Raw genomic sequence first — 17,324 nt, 5'->3', positions numbered from 1 at the left:
CCTTTTTCTAAATACGTGTAACTTTATCAATACCGTTGATGTTCATAAGATTATCGGTCAGCTTTTTCAATACAGCTTTATTTTTGACCACTACTGTAATCTTTCCTTTAAAGGTGCCACCATCGGTACTGAAATTTAAATTACGCATATTTACGTGCATAATATCAGATATAACTTCTGTAATATCACTTACAAGACCTAAGTTGTCAATACCGGTCAATACAATATCAGCTTGGTATTCTTGTTGAGATGAATCTATCCATTTCGCACTAATGATACGGTATGCATAATTAGATTGTAATGAGATGGCGTTAGGGCAGTTCTTTTTATGAACCTTAATACCTTCAGATACACTTACAAAACCAAATACCTCGTCACCAGGTATTGGATTGCAACATTGTGAAAGTTTATATTCTAATTTTTCTTCTTCCTTACCAAAAACCAACATATCATACTTAGACGTAATCTCATCTTTGTTGATATCTTCTGGTACAGGTGTTTTGCGCATTCTGTTCTTAAAGAAACTTATGAATGCATTGTTGTAAGAAGAAGCAAAATCTTTAATCATGGTATTGTCAATGGATCCAATACCAATTCTATAAAATAAATCTAGACTTGTTTTAAGTTTAAAGAAAGAAACCATTTTATTAATGGAGTCTTCATTTAATGTCATTTTTTGTGATTTTAGCTTACGGCGTAAAATCTCTTTTCCATCTTCTGCAACAGATTTTTTCTCTTCCCTTAATACAGATTTAATCTTTGCCCTTGCACGTGCCGTGGTAGCATAATCTAACCAGTTTGAATTTGGTTTTGCTTGATCAGAGGTGATTATTTCAAGTTGATCGCCACTAGAAAGTGTTGTATTTAAGGGTACTAATTTACCATTGACTTTTGCGCCTCTTGTCCGCATACCTACTTCGGTGTGTATACTAAATGCAAAATCTAAAGGTGTAGCACCTTTTGGTAGTGATTTTAATTCCCCTTTTGGGGTAAATACAAATATCTCTTTTGAATATAGGTTGAGTTTAAACTCTTCAACAAAATCAACGGCATTGGTATTGGCATTTTCTAAAGCTTCTTGAAGCTTATTTAGCCAAACATCTATACCTTGTTCTTTTTGATTTCCATGCTTGTATTTATAGTGCGCTGCGTAACCTTTTTCGGCTATTTCGTGCATTCGCTCACTTCTAATTTGTACTTCAACCCATTTTCCTTGAGGTCCCATTACGGTAATGTGTAATGCTTCGTATCCTGTAGATTTAGGGGATGAGATCCAATCTCTTAGCCTAACCGGGTTAGGGGTAAAGTGATCTGTTACAATAGAATATATTTTCCAGGCAAGAAACTTCTCGTTCTGTAGATCAGATTTGTAGATAATTCTAATGGCAAATTTGTCATAGATTTCTTCAAAACTGACATTCTGGGCAATCATCTTTTTGCGCATCGAGAAGATAGATTTCATCCTCCCCTTAATCGTATAATTGAGTCCCTCTTTTTTAAGTGAATTATCTATGGTATCAGAGAAAGCATCAATATAGGCTTGCTGCTCTTCTTTGCTTTCTTCAATTTTGTCCTTAATTGAATTGTAAACCTCGGGTTCTGTATATTTTAAACTTAAATCTTCTAATTCTGATTTAATATTGTAAAGCCCGATTCTATGTGCTAAAGGAGCATAAATGTATAAGGTTTCAGATGCAATTTTCACCTGCTTATGCTCTGGCATAGAATCCATGGTGAGCATATTGTGATAACGATCGGCAATTTTAATAATGATAACCCTTACATCATCATTTAAAGTCAAGAGCATTTTTCTGAAATTCTCTGCCTGTTGAGAGATATTCATGTCTTTCTTTAAGTGTGATATTTTTGTGAGTCCGTCTACAATACGCGCCACGGTTTCACCGAACATGCGGTCAATATCATCTAAGGTGTATTCGGTATCTTCAACAACATCGTGTAGTAGGGCAGATGCAATAGATACGGCATCTAGACCAATTTCAGATGCTACAATTTTTGCTACCGCGATTGGATGAAAAATGTAGGCTTCACCAGATTTTCTTCGTTGGGTTTTGTGCGCATCAACAGCAACCTCAAAAGCGCTTCGTATTAGTTTTTTATCCTCATCTGTCAAGGTTTGATAACTAATTCGAAGTAACTCTTTGTACTCGTGAGCTATAAGCTTATTTTCCTCTTCTATTTCTGGCTGTGTCATACTAGATTAAAAATAAGATAATCTTATATGATGGGCAACAAAAATTATGCCTTTAAATTACGTATGCGATCGATTAACGGCGGATGGGAATAATGCATGAAAACATATGCTGGATGCGGAGTTAAGTTGCTTAGACTGTTTTTTGATAGCTTTTTCAAAGATGTTACCAGAGGCAAAGCTGCGTAGGTGTTCTTTGCATAGTCATCTGCTTGATATTCAAATTTTCTTGAAAAATGATTCATAAGCAAGCCGGTGATTTCTGAAATGGGACTGTATAAGATTCCGAAGCCGATTAATGCCGCATGAAAACTTGGTCTGTCTACACCGATTGCCAAAGAAACTTCAGGATTATTTATAAATAACGACAGTATAAATAGCATTATTCCTGTAAGTACTATTGATGTGGCTAAATTAAATATGATGTGTTTTCTTTTATAATGCCCTATTTCATGGGCTAAAACAGCAACAATTTCTTCCTCTTCTAAATCGTTGATCAGAGTGTCATATAATGTTACGCGCTTCTCTTTTCCGAAGCCAGAGAAATAAGCATTTGCTTTTGTAGAGCGTTTAGATCCATTGATAACAAAAATGTTTTGTAAATCGAAACCTACTTGAGCTGCGTAATTTTCTATTTTTTCTTTTAAACTGCCAGCTTCTAAAGGCTCTTGTTTGTTGAACAAAGGCACAATTAATTTACTGTAGAATAAATTCATGAATAAGGTGAATACCGCTACAAATGCCCAGGTATATACCCAAAAGTTAGTGCCTGCCCATTCAAAAAACCAAATAACTAACGATAAAATTGCACCACCAAAAATAATGGTCATTGCCCATTGTTTTAGTTTGTCAAGAAAAAAGGTTCCTTTTGTGGTTTTATTGAATCCGAATTTTTCTTCGATTACGAAGGTTTGGTAGTATGAAAACGGAATGTTGAGAATATCGCTTCCGATCATAATAATACCAAAGAAAATCAATGCCTGTATAATAATATTCTCGCTGTTACTTTGGGCTACATTATCTACCCAAGAAAATCCACCGAAAAATAAAAAGGCTAAAATTAATACTAACGAAAAAATAGAGGTAAAAACACCAAACTTGTAATTGGTTAACTTATATGCCTGAGATTTTTCATATTCCTCAGCATTGTAAACATCATTTAAATCTTCTGGAATAGGGTCTTTAAATCGTTTTGCATTCAAATAATTCATAACTGTAGCAAGTATGAATTCTGCGATCAAAATGAAAAGGATACAATAAAAGACGAATGTTTTATCCATATAGTGTAGTTGCAAACGAAAACGGTAATAGAAAAAGTATAAATACTACTTGTTTATTTTTCGTTGTCGTTTCGCTTCAAAGATAAGTATTGCTGCAGATACCGAAACGTTCATAGAATCTATTTGACCTTCCATAGGTATAATAATATTCTGAGTGCTGTTTTCTAGCCATTCATCACTAAGTCCCGAATGCTCAGTACCTACAACTATTGCGGTAGGTTCTTTAAAATCTACTGTCGTATAATCTTTAGATGCTGACAGTGCTGCACAGAAAATTTGAAATCCTTCTTTCTTTAAATAGGATATAATTTCAGTAGTGCTGCCCATTTTTACATTTCTAGAAAAAATGCATCCTACGCTAGAGCGAATAATATTAGGGTTGTATAAATCTGTTTTCGGGTTAGCGATCAAAACAGCATCTAAATTTGCTGCATCTGCAGTTCTAAGTAATGCACCAATATTACCAGGTTTTTCAGGAGCCTCGGCGATTAAAATCAGCGGATTTTTAGTTTCGAATTTCAAGGTAGACAGTTGGTGGTCTTTGCTTTTTGCTATTGCAATTACACCCTCGGTAGTGTCTCTGTAGGCTATTTTTTTATAAACTTCTAAGCTAACTGAAATCAGTTCTTCGGTTTTGAATGATTTTAAAATAGCATTGTTATCGGTGTTTTCTAAAATGTCTGTGCAGTACAAAATAGTCTCTATTTTATACTGCGAACCAATGGCTAGTTGAAGTTCAAGCAAACCTTCTAATACAAAAAGCCCCGTTTTTTTGCGCTCTCTAGATTTTTCTTTTAAGAGTAAAACCTTTTTGATGAGTTGGTTTTGTAGGCTGCTTATGTGTTTTGTTTCTTGCATGAGCTGCAAAAATAGTTCAATTTGGTAAGTCCGTTATATTTTATCGACTAAGCGATTTCAAAAAACAATAAATAACCAATTGAGATGATGAGTAAATTTTACCTTTTAGTTTTAGCCTTGGCTATATTTTCATGTAAAGAAGCGCCTAAAAAAGAAATGATTACCGATGCTGTTGAAGAAGTAGCTGTACAGGTGAATTTAGATAAATACCCTACTGAATTAAATAAAGTATTTGAAGCCCACGGCGGATTAAATGCTTGGAAGGGATATAAAACATTGAATTTTGAAATGCCAAATGAGAAATTCAATGAAATACAAACAATTGACCTACATAAAAGATTCGATAAAATTTCTACACCAGATTACACACTTGGTTATAACGGAGAAGTTTGGCTTTTAGATAACACCGGTAACTATGAAGGCAAGCCAAAATTCTATCATAATTTAATGTTCTACTTCTACGCAATGCCATTTGTATTGTCTGATGACGGAATAAAATATGAAGAAGTTGATGCTTTGGTTTATGACGGAGTTTCATACCCTGGATATAAGATTTCATATAATAGCGGAGTAGGAGCGTCTTCTACAGATGAGTACTATATTCATTATGATGCAAAGACATACGAAATGAGATGGTTGGGGTATACCATGACCTATTTTAGTGGTGAGCCTTCAACAAAAATTAACTGGATCAACTATAATGATTGGGTAAAGGTTGATGCTGTTGTGTTACCGAAATCAATTACATGGCATAAAGTAGAAGAAGGCGAAATTAAAGGAGCGGCTAAAACGGTGAACTTTGAAAATGCTAGTTTGTTTACAGAAGCTAAGCCAATGGAGTTTTATGCTAAACCTGAGAATGCCGTAATTGTAGAGTAAGGCATTTCTCAAAATCATATAATTTTTTTAAAATAGGTGCCATTTTTATGGCACCTTATTTTTTATACCTAACTTGGAATTTATCTAATTTTAAAGGGATATGAATGTACTTTTTTTTGGCATAACAAAAGATATTGTAGGTAGCTCTGAAATCAGTTTTTCTGATGAATTTAAGCCTGCAAATGTTGCTGAACTAAAAAAACAACTTATTGAATCGTATCCTGAATTTTCTAAATTGAATTCATTGGCAGTAGCTGTAAATAGTGAATATGCTGATGATAATGTAGTATTGAACGGCAATGAAGAAATTGCCATTATACCACCAGTAAGCGGAGGCTAATGAAGAAAGTAATTGAAATAGTTGATGTAATTGATACTGCTAAGGTTTACGCTGAATTAAGCGATGCCAATAGTGGCGGAATCTGTGTTTTTGTGGGTGCCGTACGTGAGTTTACGAACAATGAAGAAGTAGTTGCTTTAGAGTTTGAAACCTATAAAGCTATGGCGTTAAAAGAAATGGAGAAGATTGCCGACACCGCAATGCAAAAATGGTCGTTGAATAAAGTGGTCATGAGACATGCCGTTGGTGAAAAAGGTGTTGAAGAACCAGTAGTAATTGTTGGTGCATCATCTGCGCATAGAGATGCTTGTTTTGAAGCTTGTAGATTTCTTATTGATACTTTAAAAGAAACGGTTCCTATTTGGAAGAAAGAGAAATTTAAGAATAAGACGGTGTGGGTTTCGGCGCATCCTTGATTTTTTTTTGGAAAAGAGAAGTTAGAAGAGAGAGAATAGAATATAGAAAAGAGAAAATAGAGAATAAAGGAAATTGAGTTTGTATTTGAACTTGAACTTGACTCTTGAACTTGATTTTTGAATTTGCATTTGTAATGAAACTATGTTAGTAGACAACCATAATAGAGCAATAAATTATTTGAGGTTAGCGGTTACAGACCGTTGCAATCTTCGTTGTAATTATTGCATGCCAGAGGAGGGAATCAATTTTGCCAAAAATGACAAATTGTTTACCATAGATGAGTTGGTGAAATTAAGTGAGATTGTAGTTTCTCAAGGCATAGATAAAATACGAATTACGGGTGGTGAGCCTTTTGTTCGGAAAGACTTAATGGTATTACTGCGCAGTTTATCAAAATTAGACGGACTAAATGATATTTCAGTAACTACAAATGCAACTTTAATTGGTCCGCATATAGATGAGTTGAAAGAACTGGGCATTAAGAATATAAATGTTAGTATGGATGCTATTAACCGTGAGACTTTTGAGCGTATTACGCGCCGTGATCATTACGACGTGGTGTATAATAATATGATTCGCTTAATCACCGAAGGCTTCAATGTTCGAATTAATTTTATTGCTTTAGAGGGTCAGAATACAGATGATATTCTGCCTATGCTAGAGCTTACAAAGCACTACAATGTGTCGGTACGTTATTTGGAAGAAATGCCATTTAATGGTGGTTCAAAAGAATTTCAAACTATCAAATGGGATTTTAAAACCATACTCGAACATATTAGAAGTGAGTACCCAGATTATTATAAGTTAGACTCTCCAAAAACATCAACTTCTATAAATTATAAAATTCCTGGTTTTAAAGGGACTTTCGGAGTAATTCCTTCCTTCAGTAGAACTTTCTGCGGTAGTTGTAATCGTTTACGAATTTCGGCTACAGGTGATGTTATTACATGTTTGTACGCCAAGGCAAGTGCAAACCTTAGAGATATTATGAGAGCTGATGATGTGGAAGAAAATATTAAAAAAGAAATTTTAAAGGCTGTAGGCAGTCGTGCTAAAACAGGTTTTGAAGCACAAGAAAAATATAAAGACGTTTTTAGTAATTCAATGACTTCAATAGGAGGGTGATGCAGAAGAAATTATCACATATAGATGAATCTGGGAATGCTACTATGGTAGATGTTTCTCAAAAAATAGCTTCGGTACGTACCGCAATTGCTAGTGGAACGATAAAATTTCCGCCAGAGGTTTTCAAATCTTTGTCTGAGCAAGATTTTGTCGGTAAAAAAGGTAGCATCGTGCAAACGGCTGTCATTGCAGGTATACAAGGAGTAAAGAAAACGGCGGAATTGATTCCGTTATGCCATCAAATAAATCTGTCTAAAATTAATGTTGAAATTGAACCAGCTTTAGATTCATTTCAGATTTCATGTACAGTAAAATGTAATGAAAAGACAGGTGTTGAAATGGAAGCCTTAACAGGAGTTTCAATTGCAGCATTAACGATTTATGATATGTGTAAAGCACTTTCGCAAGATATTGTAATAGGTGCAATTCAATTAGAACAAAAAACAGGAGGGAAGAATGATTTCCAACGCTAAGTTATACGGATTGGTGCTTTCTGGAGGAAAAAGCACAAGAATGGGGGAAGATAAAGGTTTGATTACCTATCATAATCTTCCGCAACGCGAGCATTTATATCAATTGTTGAACGAGGTTTGCGATCAAACATTTTTGAGTATTCGTAAAGACCAGGAAAACGAGATTTCAAATTCTTTTAAAACTATAATAGATAAAGATGAGTATCGTGGTCCGTATAATGGATTGCTATCGGCTCATAAAGCACACCCTGAAGCTGCTTGGTTAGTTCTGGCATGCGATTTACCTTTAATGGATAAAAAGGCGTTGCAAGAATTAATAGCTGCAAGAAACTCAGATAAGATAGCAAGTGCATTTGCAGATGCTGAAGACCCCTTACCAGAGCCACTTTGTGCTATTTGGGAACCAGAAGCATTAAAACAATCTGTTGCATATTTAGAAGCAGGTAATGGTTCTTGCCCTAGAAAATTTCTCATAAATTCAGATGTCAACTTGGTGTTTCCGAAACAAAAAGAAGTATTGCTCAATGCAAATTCAAGAGCAGAATATGAAGAAGCGCTACTAAAAATAGCACCATGAACGAGGAACGTTACCTAAGACAAATCACTTTAGACGGATTTGGAACCGAAGGTCAGCAAAAACTAAACAATGCCAAAGTACTTGTTGTTGGTGCTGGCGGACTCGGAATTCCCGTATTGACATATCTAAACGCAATGGGTATTGGTACGTTGGGTATTGTTGATGCAGATGTGGTTTCGTTATCTAATCTTCATCGTCAAGTTTTATTTACCGAAACTATGGTAGGTATGCCTAAAGTTGAGGCGATAAAAAAACAATTGTTAGCTCAAAACTCAACTACACAAATACATACTTATCAAACTTATTTAACGATTGCTAACGCACTAGATGTTATTAAAGATTATGATATCGTTGTTGATGCTACCGATAATTTTCCCACTAGATATTTAATTAATGATGCCTGTGTAATAGCAAATAAGCCTTTTGTTTATGGTGCATTACACGCTTTTGAGGGTCAGGTGAGTGTGTTTAATTATAAAGGCGGACCAACATATCGTTGTTTGTTCCCGACCATGCCTGCGGCAGATGCTGTGCCTAATTGTAATGAGAATGGCGTATTGGGTATTTTGCCTGGTATTATTGGTAATCTGCAAGCTTTAGAAGTAGTAAAGGTTATTGCGGAAATAGGAGAGGTGTTATCAGGTGTTTTGTTACTTTTTGATACACTGAGCCAACGTACGCAACGAATGAAATTTAAATTACAGGCTGGTAACAACGAGATAAAAATGCTGGCTTCTAGCTACGAGTTTGACTGTGAACTTCCTTTAAAATCAATAGATGCTGTTGAGCTTCAGCAATTGCTTTCAGGTAAACCTATTGAACTGATAGATGTGCGAACCGATAAAGAATTTCAGAGGCAACATTTAAAAGAAGCCAAGCATATTCCTTTAAGTGAATTAACAGGTAGAGTGGCTGAGGTTGATTTAGAAACTACCGTTTATGTTATCTGCCAGTCTGGAGTTCGTAGTAAAAAGGCAATCGTAAAGTTACAAGAATTATTATCGGGTAAAGATTTTGTCAATGTTACCGGTGGTATGAACCAGATGAAAAATTATGTTGATACCTATTGAGCAATTGGTGTTTTTATGCATCGGATTTTTTATCATTGCCACATTGTATTCTTCTGTAGGTTTTGGCGGTGGCTCTAGCTACTTGGCTTTATTGACGCTTGTTTTAACTAGTTTTTTTGCCATTCGCTCTATTGCATTGGTTTGTAATTTGGTGGTAGTTTCAGGCAGTACATTTCTGTATTTTAAAAATGGTCACGCAAAACTAAAAGATTTTCTACCCTTTGTTTTGGCGAGTATTCCTCTAGCGTATCTAGGTGCTACATTTCGATTGAAAGAAAGTGTATTCTTTATAATATTAGGATGCTCACTTATTCTATCGGCATTGTTTTTAGCTGTTCAGACTTTTGAAATTGATAAGTCAAAAAAAGAAGTGAAAGACTATCCTAACTATATAAGTTATGTGTTGGGAGCAGGAATCGGATTCTTATCAGGATTGGTAGGTATCGGTGGAGGTATATTTCTAGCTCCCGTTCTTAATCATTTGCGATGGAACAAAGCCATAAAAATAGCAGCACTTGCAAGTTTCTTTATTCTCGTAAATTCTGTATCGGGATTATTTGGGTTGATAACTAGCGATTCATTGTCATTGCCGTGGCGAGAAACTATTTGCTTGGTTGTAGCGGTTCTTCTTGGCGGACAGTTAGGTATTCGCATCAGTCTTAAAAAATTGTCTGCAAATGGTATTAAAAGGGTTACAGCTTTATTGGTGTTTGTTGTGGGAATTAGAGTCTTGTTGGTAAACGGACTCGGGTTATTTTAGAAGTTTAAAATAAATAGCTACAATTCTTCAATGCTATAGTTTGTAATAGTTTTACCTTTAATTCTATGATTACATTTAAAGAAGCATACCAAAAAGTGTTAGCCCATCCTCTAGATTTAGGTACAGAGAATGTGTCACTTTTAAATAGTTTGAATAGAATTTTGGCAGAAGATATTTATGCCGATAGAGATTTTCCTCCGTTTGATCGCGCCACCAAAGATGGAATTGCAATTCAGTATTCAACTCTCGTTAATAATGGTCACCTTTTCACAATTGAAGGCGAAGCTGCTGCAGGTGTGGTTCAGCAAGTTTTGGCAGATACAGGTAATTGTTTAGAGGTAATGACGGGTGCTGTAGTGCCAGAACATTGCGATACCGTTGTGATGTATGAACACATCACTATTGACGGTGGTATGGTTACTATCAATGAGAAAGTGACTAAAGGTCAAAATATTCATTATCAAGGCAGCGATGAAAAAGTGGGTGCGCTTTTGTTATCCAAAGGGAACAAAATCAGTCCCGCCGAAATAGGAGTTATGGCTACGGTTGGTAAAGCAATGGTAAAGGTTATGGGTAATCCTAAAATTTGCACTATTGCTACAGGTAATGAATTGGTTGCTGTAAATGAAACTCCTGAGCCACATCAAATACGAAAATCGAATATGCTGACTATTGAGTCTGCCTTATTGAACTCTAAAATTGAAGCCAGTTCACTTCATTTATTAGATGATAAAAAGGAAATTGAGCGAGAACTAGAAAAAGCTTTAACTGAAAATGATGTCCTTCTTTTAAGTGGCGGAGTATCGAAAGGGAAGTTTGATTTTATACCTGAAGTAATGGAATCTTTGGGAGTTGAAAAAGTATTTCATAGAGTGTTACAAAGACCTGGTAAGCCATTTTGGTTTGGAATTCACCCGGAATTGAAGACAGTTATTTTTTCTTTTCCTGGTAATCCTGTTTCTACATTTGCCAATTATCACCTGTATTTTTTACCGTGGTTACAAACCTCATGGGGAATTTCAAGAGATAAATCGTATATTAAGCTAAGTGCAGTAATTAAAATAACACAGCCGCTAACCAGATTTATACAGGTTAGTACAGAAGTAAAAGAGGGTATGTTCTGGGCAACACCTGTTGTTGAAAATGGTTCTGGAGATTTAACCAGTTTAGCAAAGGCTGACGGATTTATTTGCCTTGAACCAAGAACGGAAGAATATGAAGTAGGGGAGGTGGTACCTTTTATAAAGACCAGATAGTAACCAATTAAATTTTTATATATGAATCCTGTTGTAAAGAATATTTTGGCGGTCGTAGCCGGAATTGTTGTTGGTAGCATCATTAATATGGGAATTATAATGATCAGTGGTTCTATTATTCCGCCACCAGAAGGTGCAGATAATACAACTATGGAAGGTTTAAAGGCTTCTATACACTTATTTGAAGCCAAACATTTTGTTTTTCCATTTCTTGCTCATGCTTTGGGTACTTTGGTGGGTGCAGTTATAGCAACAAAAATTGCAGCGACCAGAAAAATGACTATGGCATTATTAGTGGGATTGTTTTTCTTGATAGGTGGTACTGCAAATATTGTAATGCTTGGCGGACCAATGTGGTTTACCGCTCTAGATATTATAATGGCTTACATGCCAATGGCGTATGTTGGTTACATGCTCGGTAAGAAATAAATACAACATAATTGTAAATAAAAAGAGGCTGTCCAAAATTTTGGACAGCCTCTTTTTATAAATAGTTTAAACGTATTACTTTCCTTCGTACTTACCCATGTAGCGTTTCCAAAGTTCGGTTTGGTGTGTTTCTAGAGAAACTGTTCTGCCATCAATAAAAACATGTGTTAATTGATTGCCGGCCATTTCTAAAGCATCACCTTCAGATATGAAAAGTGTAGCACTTTTTCCATTCTCTAAAGTTCCGTAAAGATCATCGATACCTAAAATCTTGGCAGTATTACCTGTTAACAATTGAACAGCTATCTCTTTGTCTAGACCTTGTTGCGCAGCTTGACCTGCATAGAAAGGTAAATTTCTAGTTTGAAAGTTCACTGCATCTGAATTTTGAATTCCGACCAACAAACCCGCGTCTACCAATAATTTCGGTAATTTATAAGGTAGGTCATAATCATCATCATCAAATACAGGTAGGTTGTGTGTGTACTGTACTAAAACCGGAATGTTGTTGCTCTTTAAAAACTCAGGAATTTTATAGGCGTGATAACCACCAATTAATACCACTTCTTTGGCGCCATTAGACTTTAAAGTGTTGATAGCATCAATAATCTGTTTTTCATCGTCTGCATGTACATATAGTTTTTGACTACCATCAAATACACCTTTCATTGCCGCATAAGCCGGATTCACTTCTTTCGGAGTGGATTTGCCATAAGCTGCTGCATTTTTGAAAAATGTAACTACTGCTTCTGTTTGTTTTGCGTAATCTTTATTTGGGTGATATCCTGGGTCTTCACCAGCCCACCAGCGACCTTGCTTGAAAGTACTTGGCCAGTTTAAATGGATTCCGTCATCTACTTTAATAGCGGCATCTTCCCAGTTCCAAGCATCAAATTGTACAATACTTGATGTACCTGAAATGCGACCTCCTGAAGGGGCAATTTGTCCAATCAAAACTCCGTTCGGGCGCATGCTTTCTACTACTTTAGATTCTGCATTGTAGGCTATTAAACTTCTTACATGCGGAATGAAATCACCTATTTCATCTTCATCTTTTGATGCTCTTACGGCATCGATTTCTACTAATCCTAATGTTTTAGCAGGGGCGATGAAACCTGGGTAAACGTGTTTTCCGGTAGCATCGATTACTTTACCTTTTCTAGCAATTTTCATTTTAGAATCGCCCACGAAAGTGATTTTACCGTCTTCGAACATAATCAAAGAACTTTCAATTACTTCGCCGTTACCTAAGTGTGCAGTTGCACCTTCAATGGTAATGGCTTCGGTTTGTTTAGAACCGGGTGTTTGTTGTGCCATAGTTGGTATGACCAGACCTAAGGCTATGATTAAGGTTATAAATTTTTTCATTTGTATTGTTTTATATTTTTGAACTATAGCTTATTGAATTAAAGGCTTTCGCAAGTGAAATCTCTTTTTACACTTTGTTTCGGGCCTTGTGTCTTTTTACCGCCACTTTTTTCTTTAAGCATCATCGTAACCAACTCGTTTCTTTCTTTCTTAATGGTTTCACGGTTCTTCTTGTCGGTTTCCAAATCGAAATAAGTAACACCTTCTATCATCGTTTTTTCTGCTTTGGTATATATTGAAAGCGGACTACCAGACCATAAAACTAAATCGGCATCTTTACCTTCTTTAATGCTACCCACACGATTTTCTAAATGTAAAAGTTTAGCAGGATTTATGGTCACCATTTTCCAAGCTTCTAGTTCCGTCATCCCACCATACTTAATAGTTTTTGCGGCTTCTTGATTTAACCTTCTAATCATTTCGCGGTCATCACTATTAATTGCGGTAACAACGCCTTGCTTTTGCATTATTGCAGCATTGTAAGGTATAGCATCGTTTACTTCAAATTTGTATGCCCACCAGTCACTGAATGTACCAGCGCCAACACCATGTTCAGCCATTTTATCGGCTACTTTATAACCTTCTAAAATATGGGTGAACGTATTAATTCTGAAACCGAAATGCTCGGCTACTTTCATCATCATATTGATCTCGCTCTGAACATAAGAGTGACAAGAGATGAAACGCTCTCCGTTTATGATTTCTGCCAATACTTCCATTTCTTCATCATATCTATATGATTCACCATTTTTCTTTTTGGTGTCATATTCCTTAGCTCTTTGAAAATAGTTCATGTACATCTGTTCAACACCCATACGTGTTTGCGGAAAACGAGAGAAGCTTCCCCAGTTACTTTGTTTTACATTTTCACCAAGGGCGAATTTGATGAACTTAGGCGAGTTGTCATAAATTAATCCGTCTGCTTCTTCTCCCCATTTTAATTTCAAAATAGCCGATCGACCACCAATTGGGTTTGCAGAACCATGTAGTAATTGAAGTGATGTAACACCACCAGCAAGAGATCTGTAAATTCCCATATGCTCAGGATCAACTACATCTTCCATTTTTACTTCTGCAGAACTATTTTGACCAGCTTCGTTTACAGCTAAAGCTGCAATGTGACTATGTTCATCAATAATACCAGCAGTTAAATGTTTACCAGTAGCATCAATAACTGTTGCGCCACCAGCACTTAGTTCTTTTCCTATTTTGACGATCTTTCCGTTTTTAACAAGAACATCGGTATTTTCTAATATTCCTGCTTCTTCACTTGTCCAAACCGTAGCATTTTTGAACAATGTGTTTTGTGCTTTTGGCTTAGATGCGAATCCGTATCCTACATTAGGGAAAGTCACCGGCATTACCTTAATTGCTTCTGCAGTTTTGCTTTTCTCTGCTTCTTTTTCTGTGAAAGATTTAGATTTGGTTGCCGTGAATTGAGATTCAGTGCCATCTGGTAAAACCAAACGACCCGATAAATTATCTGATGCTTTAGTAACCGCACCAATCATTCTATAGGTTTTTTCACCTTTATCTGTAGCAAATGACATAGTTACCCAATTGTCTTTATAGGCAATTTTAGAAGACAATTTTGAAGTGTCTTGTTTTACCTCAATTTTAGGCTTAGAGATTTCACCGGTTATAGAAACATCATACGATTTACCTTGTACGGTTAAATTGTAATCTCCACGAATATCTTTCGAGTCCATAGCATTTACAACACTTTTTGTGCCTTGAACCCAGTTTTCATAAAGTGTAGTAGACTTGTCAAAAACATCACCAGAAGTAATTAAGAAGTTGGCAAGAGCACCAGTTTTTAAAGAACCAATTTCATTTGATTTTCCTAAAATCTGAGCAGGTACCGTAGTCAGTGCTTCTAAAGCTTTTGTAGATGAAAGACCGTATTCAATGGCTTTCATTAGCTTTTCTTTGAAGTTTGTAACTGATTTTAGGTCATGTGTAGTAAGAGAGAATTGAATTCCGTTATCAGCCAAAACTTTAGGATTTGATGGAGCCTGGTTCCAATAACGCATATCTTGTAAAGAAACATAGCCAACAGCATACGGATTAGAAACATCATACGCATCTGGAAAATTTAGCGGTAGAATATATTTGGCATTCGTAGCCTTTATTTCATCAATACGTTCAAATTCATTACCACCACCTAGTATAGTGTACTGTATTCCGTTAGCATCTCCAATTTTATCGGCACGTAAATCATGAGACTTATCTTTAGCTTCGAAAATTTGAACTAAGTTCTTATTATTGTTCAATGCTTCTAATGATAAATCTGTAGTAGAGGCATTGCCTTTACCGTACCAGTCGGCATCACTATACATTTGTCTCAACAGCGCCAATGTTCCCATTAATGAACCTGGGTAAGATTGCCCTTTGGCAATACTTCTAGTTAAAGAAAAATATTGCGCAGAACGGTCATCTAAAATTCTATTCGCATTAGTTCCGTTTCCGTTTAAAGCAATAAGAACACCAGTACCTCTGGCAATACCATCTTGAATGTGAGAGTTAACGACACCGAAACCAGCTTCACGAAGTATTTTGGCTTCCTTGTCATCATAAGTGAATTTTTCAATTGCTTTGTTTTCTGGCATTATATGATCGTTCCAGTAATACCCTTCTCTTGATGGTTCATATTGGGTAGATCTGCCTCTACCTGGTTTTTTCTTTGCCTGTTCTACGCCAAATTTAGAATACACATCTATAAAAGAAGGATAAATAGATTTACCATCTAAATCGATAACAACAGCATTTTTCGGAATGCTTACAGAGTTTGAAGCACTTACGACTTTGCCGTGTTGAATTAATAATGTTCCCTTTTCAATTACTTGTGTAGGGGTTACGAAGATTTTTGCATTTGTAAAAGCCGTGTAACTGTTATTGTTGACTTTTACCCCAGCGTTTTCTGGGAAATAATCTTGTGCAGTTAAAAATGAGCCATACCCGAGTAGGCATAGCGCAAAGAATAGTTTTTTCATTACGTTTGGTTTGAATTAGTGTTTTAAAAATACTCGGATTCTACAGTAAACACGGTCTCTTTCACTTTTGTTTAACAGTTGAGTGGATCGTAATTACGAATAGTTAGTATTTTCTTAAAATATTGTAAGAAGGGTGGTTATAGTGCCTTTAGATTGCGAAGTTCTAAACCTATTTTAAAGAGGATGATCTTTATGGTAAGCAACTAAAAATAATACTACTGCGCTATAACTTTTAATACCCTCGGTTTGGTTGTTGGCTTTGAGAAAAGTATCGAAAATAGTTTTAAAGACAGGTTCCATCGGGTTTTCGTAAGAATTCCAAAAAATCGACATTTCTTGAAAGTTACTTTTTACACCAGGGTTAAGTGATAGCATCAATCTATCAAATTCTTTAACGTCGGTGCGTCTTATATCATTTAAGCAATAGCCTAAAGCATAGGCATAGGCGGCATATTTAAAATATACATCTTCATTGTTAGATGTTACTAAGTAACCAATAAAGTTTGTTTCATTTTCGGCGGAGTATCCTAATTGATGCCCCACTTCATGGCCGGCAACAAATGGAAATCTAAAGTTGGGCAGTAGGTCATTAACTTGAGCTTCGTTGGTAAACGGATTTAAATATCCGGCGTAGCCCATATATGTTAATCCGGTGCTGAACAATGATTTTTTTAAACTTGGTCTATCGTAAGCCAAAAACGGATGAATTGTTTCTAAATGATTATAACCCTGAATGGTTTTATCAAAAATTTCTTTCTGAGAATACGGAATCTTAACAGCTAATGTGGAGTCTTTTGTAATTGTAAATTGTGACACATTGGTTTTGAGAATTAACCGTTCTGTGAATGCTAATAGATCTTGATAGTCTTTGTTGGGTACTAACGCTAACTTTTTTGATAGCGGTTCTCTATAGTAGTTCATGCCCCACATGACATGAAATGTAAAATAAGCAACTGAGAGCACCATTGCTACATTCTGTAAAAACTGAAGTTTATGGCGCCAAATATATTTTCGGTTTTTAATTACATAAATAAGTGCGAGCAGTATAAGAATGAAATAGATAATATCACCAACAGAGAAGGGTACCCACCCAAATAGGAGTCTAAAGAATTTTGAAATTACAGGATATAATCCGTTACTGTAATATTCCTCAACTATATCGGTACGTGTACCAAGCCATTTTACAATAATGATTTGGGGAATCAATGAAATTGCAATGGCATTCTTAAAAGATATCTTCATTATCTCAAAAATAGCGAAATCCTTTTTCTATCAGTATTTTTGCAAGCA

Annotated in this window: 16 protein-coding genes; 10 read left to right on the top strand and 6 right to left on the bottom strand. The window is 35.7% G+C overall.

Annotation, left to right across the window (positions count from 1 at the left end; all coding sequences use genetic code 11):
- Positions 1-7: 7 nt before the first annotated feature.
- From ACJJVT_RS09205 to ACJJVT_RS09195, 3 genes are read right to left on the bottom strand one after another with little or no spacing between them, the layout of a single operon-like run.
- The gene (locus ACJJVT_RS09205) at positions 8-2,212 is read right to left on the bottom strand and encodes a RelA/SpoT family protein (protein ID WP_405398121.1); all 2,205 of its coding nucleotides are present in this window, start codon (positions 2,210-2,212) and stop codon (positions 8-10) included.
- Between the two features lie 44 nt (positions 2,213-2,256).
- The gene (locus tag ACJJVT_RS09200; protein WP_405398120.1) at positions 2,257-3,489 is read right to left on the bottom strand and encodes a M48 family metallopeptidase; all 1,233 of its coding nucleotides are present in this window, start codon (positions 3,487-3,489) and stop codon (positions 2,257-2,259) included.
- Positions 3,490-3,534: 45 nt separating this feature from the next.
- Positions 3,535-4,347 carry a TrmH family RNA methyltransferase gene (locus tag ACJJVT_RS09195; protein WP_405398119.1) on the bottom strand — a complete coding sequence of 271 codons (813 nt, stop codon included), beginning with the start codon at positions 4,345-4,347 and terminating at the stop codon, positions 3,535-3,537.
- Positions 4,348-4,434: 87 nt separating this feature from the next.
- Between ACJJVT_RS09195 and ACJJVT_RS09190 the strand changes: the two genes are divergently transcribed.
- From ACJJVT_RS09190 to ACJJVT_RS09145, 10 genes are all read left to right on the top strand, one after another.
- Complete coding sequence (locus tag ACJJVT_RS09190; protein ID WP_405398117.1) at positions 4,435-5,226, top strand: hypothetical protein; 792 nt, start codon at positions 4,435-4,437, stop codon at positions 5,224-5,226.
- 100 nt (positions 5,227-5,326) lie between these two features.
- Positions 5,327-5,566, top strand: coding sequence for a MoaD/ThiS family protein (locus ACJJVT_RS09185; RefSeq protein ID WP_405398116.1), 240 nt, complete (start codon positions 5,327-5,329; stop codon positions 5,564-5,566).
- On the top strand, positions 5,566-5,982 hold the full coding sequence (locus ACJJVT_RS09180; protein WP_073246107.1) for a molybdenum cofactor biosynthesis protein MoaE: 417 nt from the start codon (positions 5,566-5,568) through the stop codon (positions 5,980-5,982). The genes ACJJVT_RS09185 and ACJJVT_RS09180 overlap by 1 nt, the downstream gene beginning before the upstream one ends.
- A 142-nt stretch (positions 5,983-6,124) precedes the next feature.
- Positions 6,125-7,108, top strand: a complete 984-nt coding sequence (gene moaA, locus ACJJVT_RS09175; protein ID WP_405398115.1) for a GTP 3',8-cyclase MoaA — start codon at positions 6,125-6,127, stop codon at positions 7,106-7,108.
- Positions 7,108-7,581, top strand: coding sequence for a cyclic pyranopterin monophosphate synthase MoaC (moaC, locus tag ACJJVT_RS09170; RefSeq protein ID WP_405398114.1), 474 nt, complete (start codon positions 7,108-7,110; stop codon positions 7,579-7,581). The genes moaA and moaC overlap by 1 nt, the downstream gene beginning before the upstream one ends.
- Entirely contained in the window at positions 7,565-8,158 is a 594-nt protein-coding gene (locus tag ACJJVT_RS09165; protein ID WP_405398113.1) for an NTP transferase domain-containing protein, read from the top strand. Before moaC ends, ACJJVT_RS09165 begins: the two co-directional genes overlap by 17 nt.
- A complete protein-coding gene (locus tag ACJJVT_RS09160) occupies positions 8,155-9,228 on the top strand; it encodes a ThiF family adenylyltransferase (RefSeq protein ID WP_405398111.1) in 1,074 nt (357 codons plus the stop codon). Before ACJJVT_RS09165 ends, ACJJVT_RS09160 begins: the two co-directional genes overlap by 4 nt.
- On the top strand, positions 9,212-9,988 hold the full coding sequence (locus tag ACJJVT_RS09155; RefSeq protein WP_405398110.1) for a sulfite exporter TauE/SafE family protein: 777 nt from the start codon (positions 9,212-9,214) through the stop codon (positions 9,986-9,988). The genes ACJJVT_RS09160 and ACJJVT_RS09155 overlap by 17 nt, the downstream gene beginning before the upstream one ends.
- A gap of 65 nt (positions 9,989-10,053) precedes the next feature.
- Positions 10,054-11,244: a molybdopterin molybdotransferase MoeA gene (locus ACJJVT_RS09150; protein ID WP_405398109.1), complete on the top strand. Its 1,191-nt coding sequence runs from the start codon at positions 10,054-10,056 to the stop codon at positions 11,242-11,244.
- 21 nt (positions 11,245-11,265) lie between these two features.
- A complete protein-coding gene (locus ACJJVT_RS09145; RefSeq protein WP_405398108.1) occupies positions 11,266-11,673 on the top strand; it encodes a hypothetical protein in 408 nt (135 codons plus the stop codon).
- A 75-nt stretch (positions 11,674-11,748) separates the two neighbouring features.
- On the opposite strand, the gene ACJJVT_RS09140 is transcribed toward ACJJVT_RS09145, so the two are convergent.
- The 3 genes from ACJJVT_RS09140 to ACJJVT_RS09130 all read right to left on the bottom strand — a co-directional run bounded on the left by ACJJVT_RS09140 (position 11,749) and on the right by ACJJVT_RS09130 (position 17,276).
- Positions 11,749-13,041: an amidohydrolase family protein gene (locus ACJJVT_RS09140; protein WP_405398106.1), complete on the bottom strand. Its 1,293-nt coding sequence runs from the start codon at positions 13,039-13,041 to the stop codon at positions 11,749-11,751.
- A 38-nt stretch (positions 13,042-13,079) separates the two neighbouring features.
- Positions 13,080-16,034, bottom strand: coding sequence for an amidohydrolase family protein (locus ACJJVT_RS09135; protein WP_405398104.1), 2,955 nt, complete (start codon positions 16,032-16,034; stop codon positions 13,080-13,082).
- A gap of 174 nt (positions 16,035-16,208) precedes the next feature.
- Positions 16,209-17,276, bottom strand: a complete 1,068-nt coding sequence (locus ACJJVT_RS09130) for a DUF3810 domain-containing protein (protein ID WP_405398102.1) — start codon at positions 17,274-17,276, stop codon at positions 16,209-16,211.
- Positions 17,277-17,324 lie beyond the last annotated feature (48 nt).

The organism is Maribacter sp. Asnod2-G09, from assembly GCF_045063795.1.
Classification (GTDB): domain Bacteria; phylum Bacteroidota; class Bacteroidia; order Flavobacteriales; family Flavobacteriaceae; genus Maribacter.
This window is presented reverse-complemented; position numbering and strand designations above follow the sequence as displayed.

Bases quoted from the DNA above. Each gene is read 5' to 3' on its own strand.
- ACJJVT_RS09205 (WP_405398121.1), bottom strand. From the start codon at position 2,212: ATGACACAGCCAGAAATAGAAGAGGAAAATAAGCTTATAGCTCACGAG.
- ACJJVT_RS09200 (WP_405398120.1), bottom strand. From the start codon at position 3,489: ATGGATAAAACATTCGTCTTTTATTGTATCCTTTTCATTTTGATCGCA.
- ACJJVT_RS09195 (WP_405398119.1), bottom strand. From the start codon at position 4,347: ATGCAAGAAACAAAACACATAAGCAGCCTACAAAACCAACTCATCAAA.
- ACJJVT_RS09190 (WP_405398117.1), top strand. From the start codon at position 4,435: ATGAGTAAATTTTACCTTTTAGTTTTAGCCTTGGCTATATTTTCATGT.
- ACJJVT_RS09185 (WP_405398116.1), top strand. From the start codon at position 5,327: ATGAATGTACTTTTTTTTGGCATAACAAAAGATATTGTAGGTAGCTCT.
- ACJJVT_RS09180 (WP_073246107.1), top strand. From the start codon at position 5,566: ATGAAGAAAGTAATTGAAATAGTTGATGTAATTGATACTGCTAAGGTT.
- moaA (WP_405398115.1), top strand. From the start codon at position 6,125: ATGTTAGTAGACAACCATAATAGAGCAATAAATTATTTGAGGTTAGCG.
- moaC (WP_405398114.1), top strand. From the start codon at position 7,108: ATGCAGAAGAAATTATCACATATAGATGAATCTGGGAATGCTACTATG.
- ACJJVT_RS09165 (WP_405398113.1), top strand. From the start codon at position 7,565: ATGATTTCCAACGCTAAGTTATACGGATTGGTGCTTTCTGGAGGAAAA.
- ACJJVT_RS09160 (WP_405398111.1), top strand. From the start codon at position 8,155: ATGAACGAGGAACGTTACCTAAGACAAATCACTTTAGACGGATTTGGA.
- ACJJVT_RS09155 (WP_405398110.1), top strand. From the start codon at position 9,212: ATGTTGATACCTATTGAGCAATTGGTGTTTTTATGCATCGGATTTTTT.
- ACJJVT_RS09150 (WP_405398109.1), top strand. From the start codon at position 10,054: ATGATTACATTTAAAGAAGCATACCAAAAAGTGTTAGCCCATCCTCTA.
- ACJJVT_RS09145 (WP_405398108.1), top strand. From the start codon at position 11,266: ATGAATCCTGTTGTAAAGAATATTTTGGCGGTCGTAGCCGGAATTGTT.
- ACJJVT_RS09140 (WP_405398106.1), bottom strand. From the start codon at position 13,041: ATGAAAAAATTTATAACCTTAATCATAGCCTTAGGTCTGGTCATACCA.
- ACJJVT_RS09135 (WP_405398104.1), bottom strand. From the start codon at position 16,034: ATGAAAAAACTATTCTTTGCGCTATGCCTACTCGGGTATGGCTCATTT.
- ACJJVT_RS09130 (WP_405398102.1), bottom strand. From the start codon at position 17,276: ATGAAGATATCTTTTAAGAATGCCATTGCAATTTCATTGATTCCCCAA.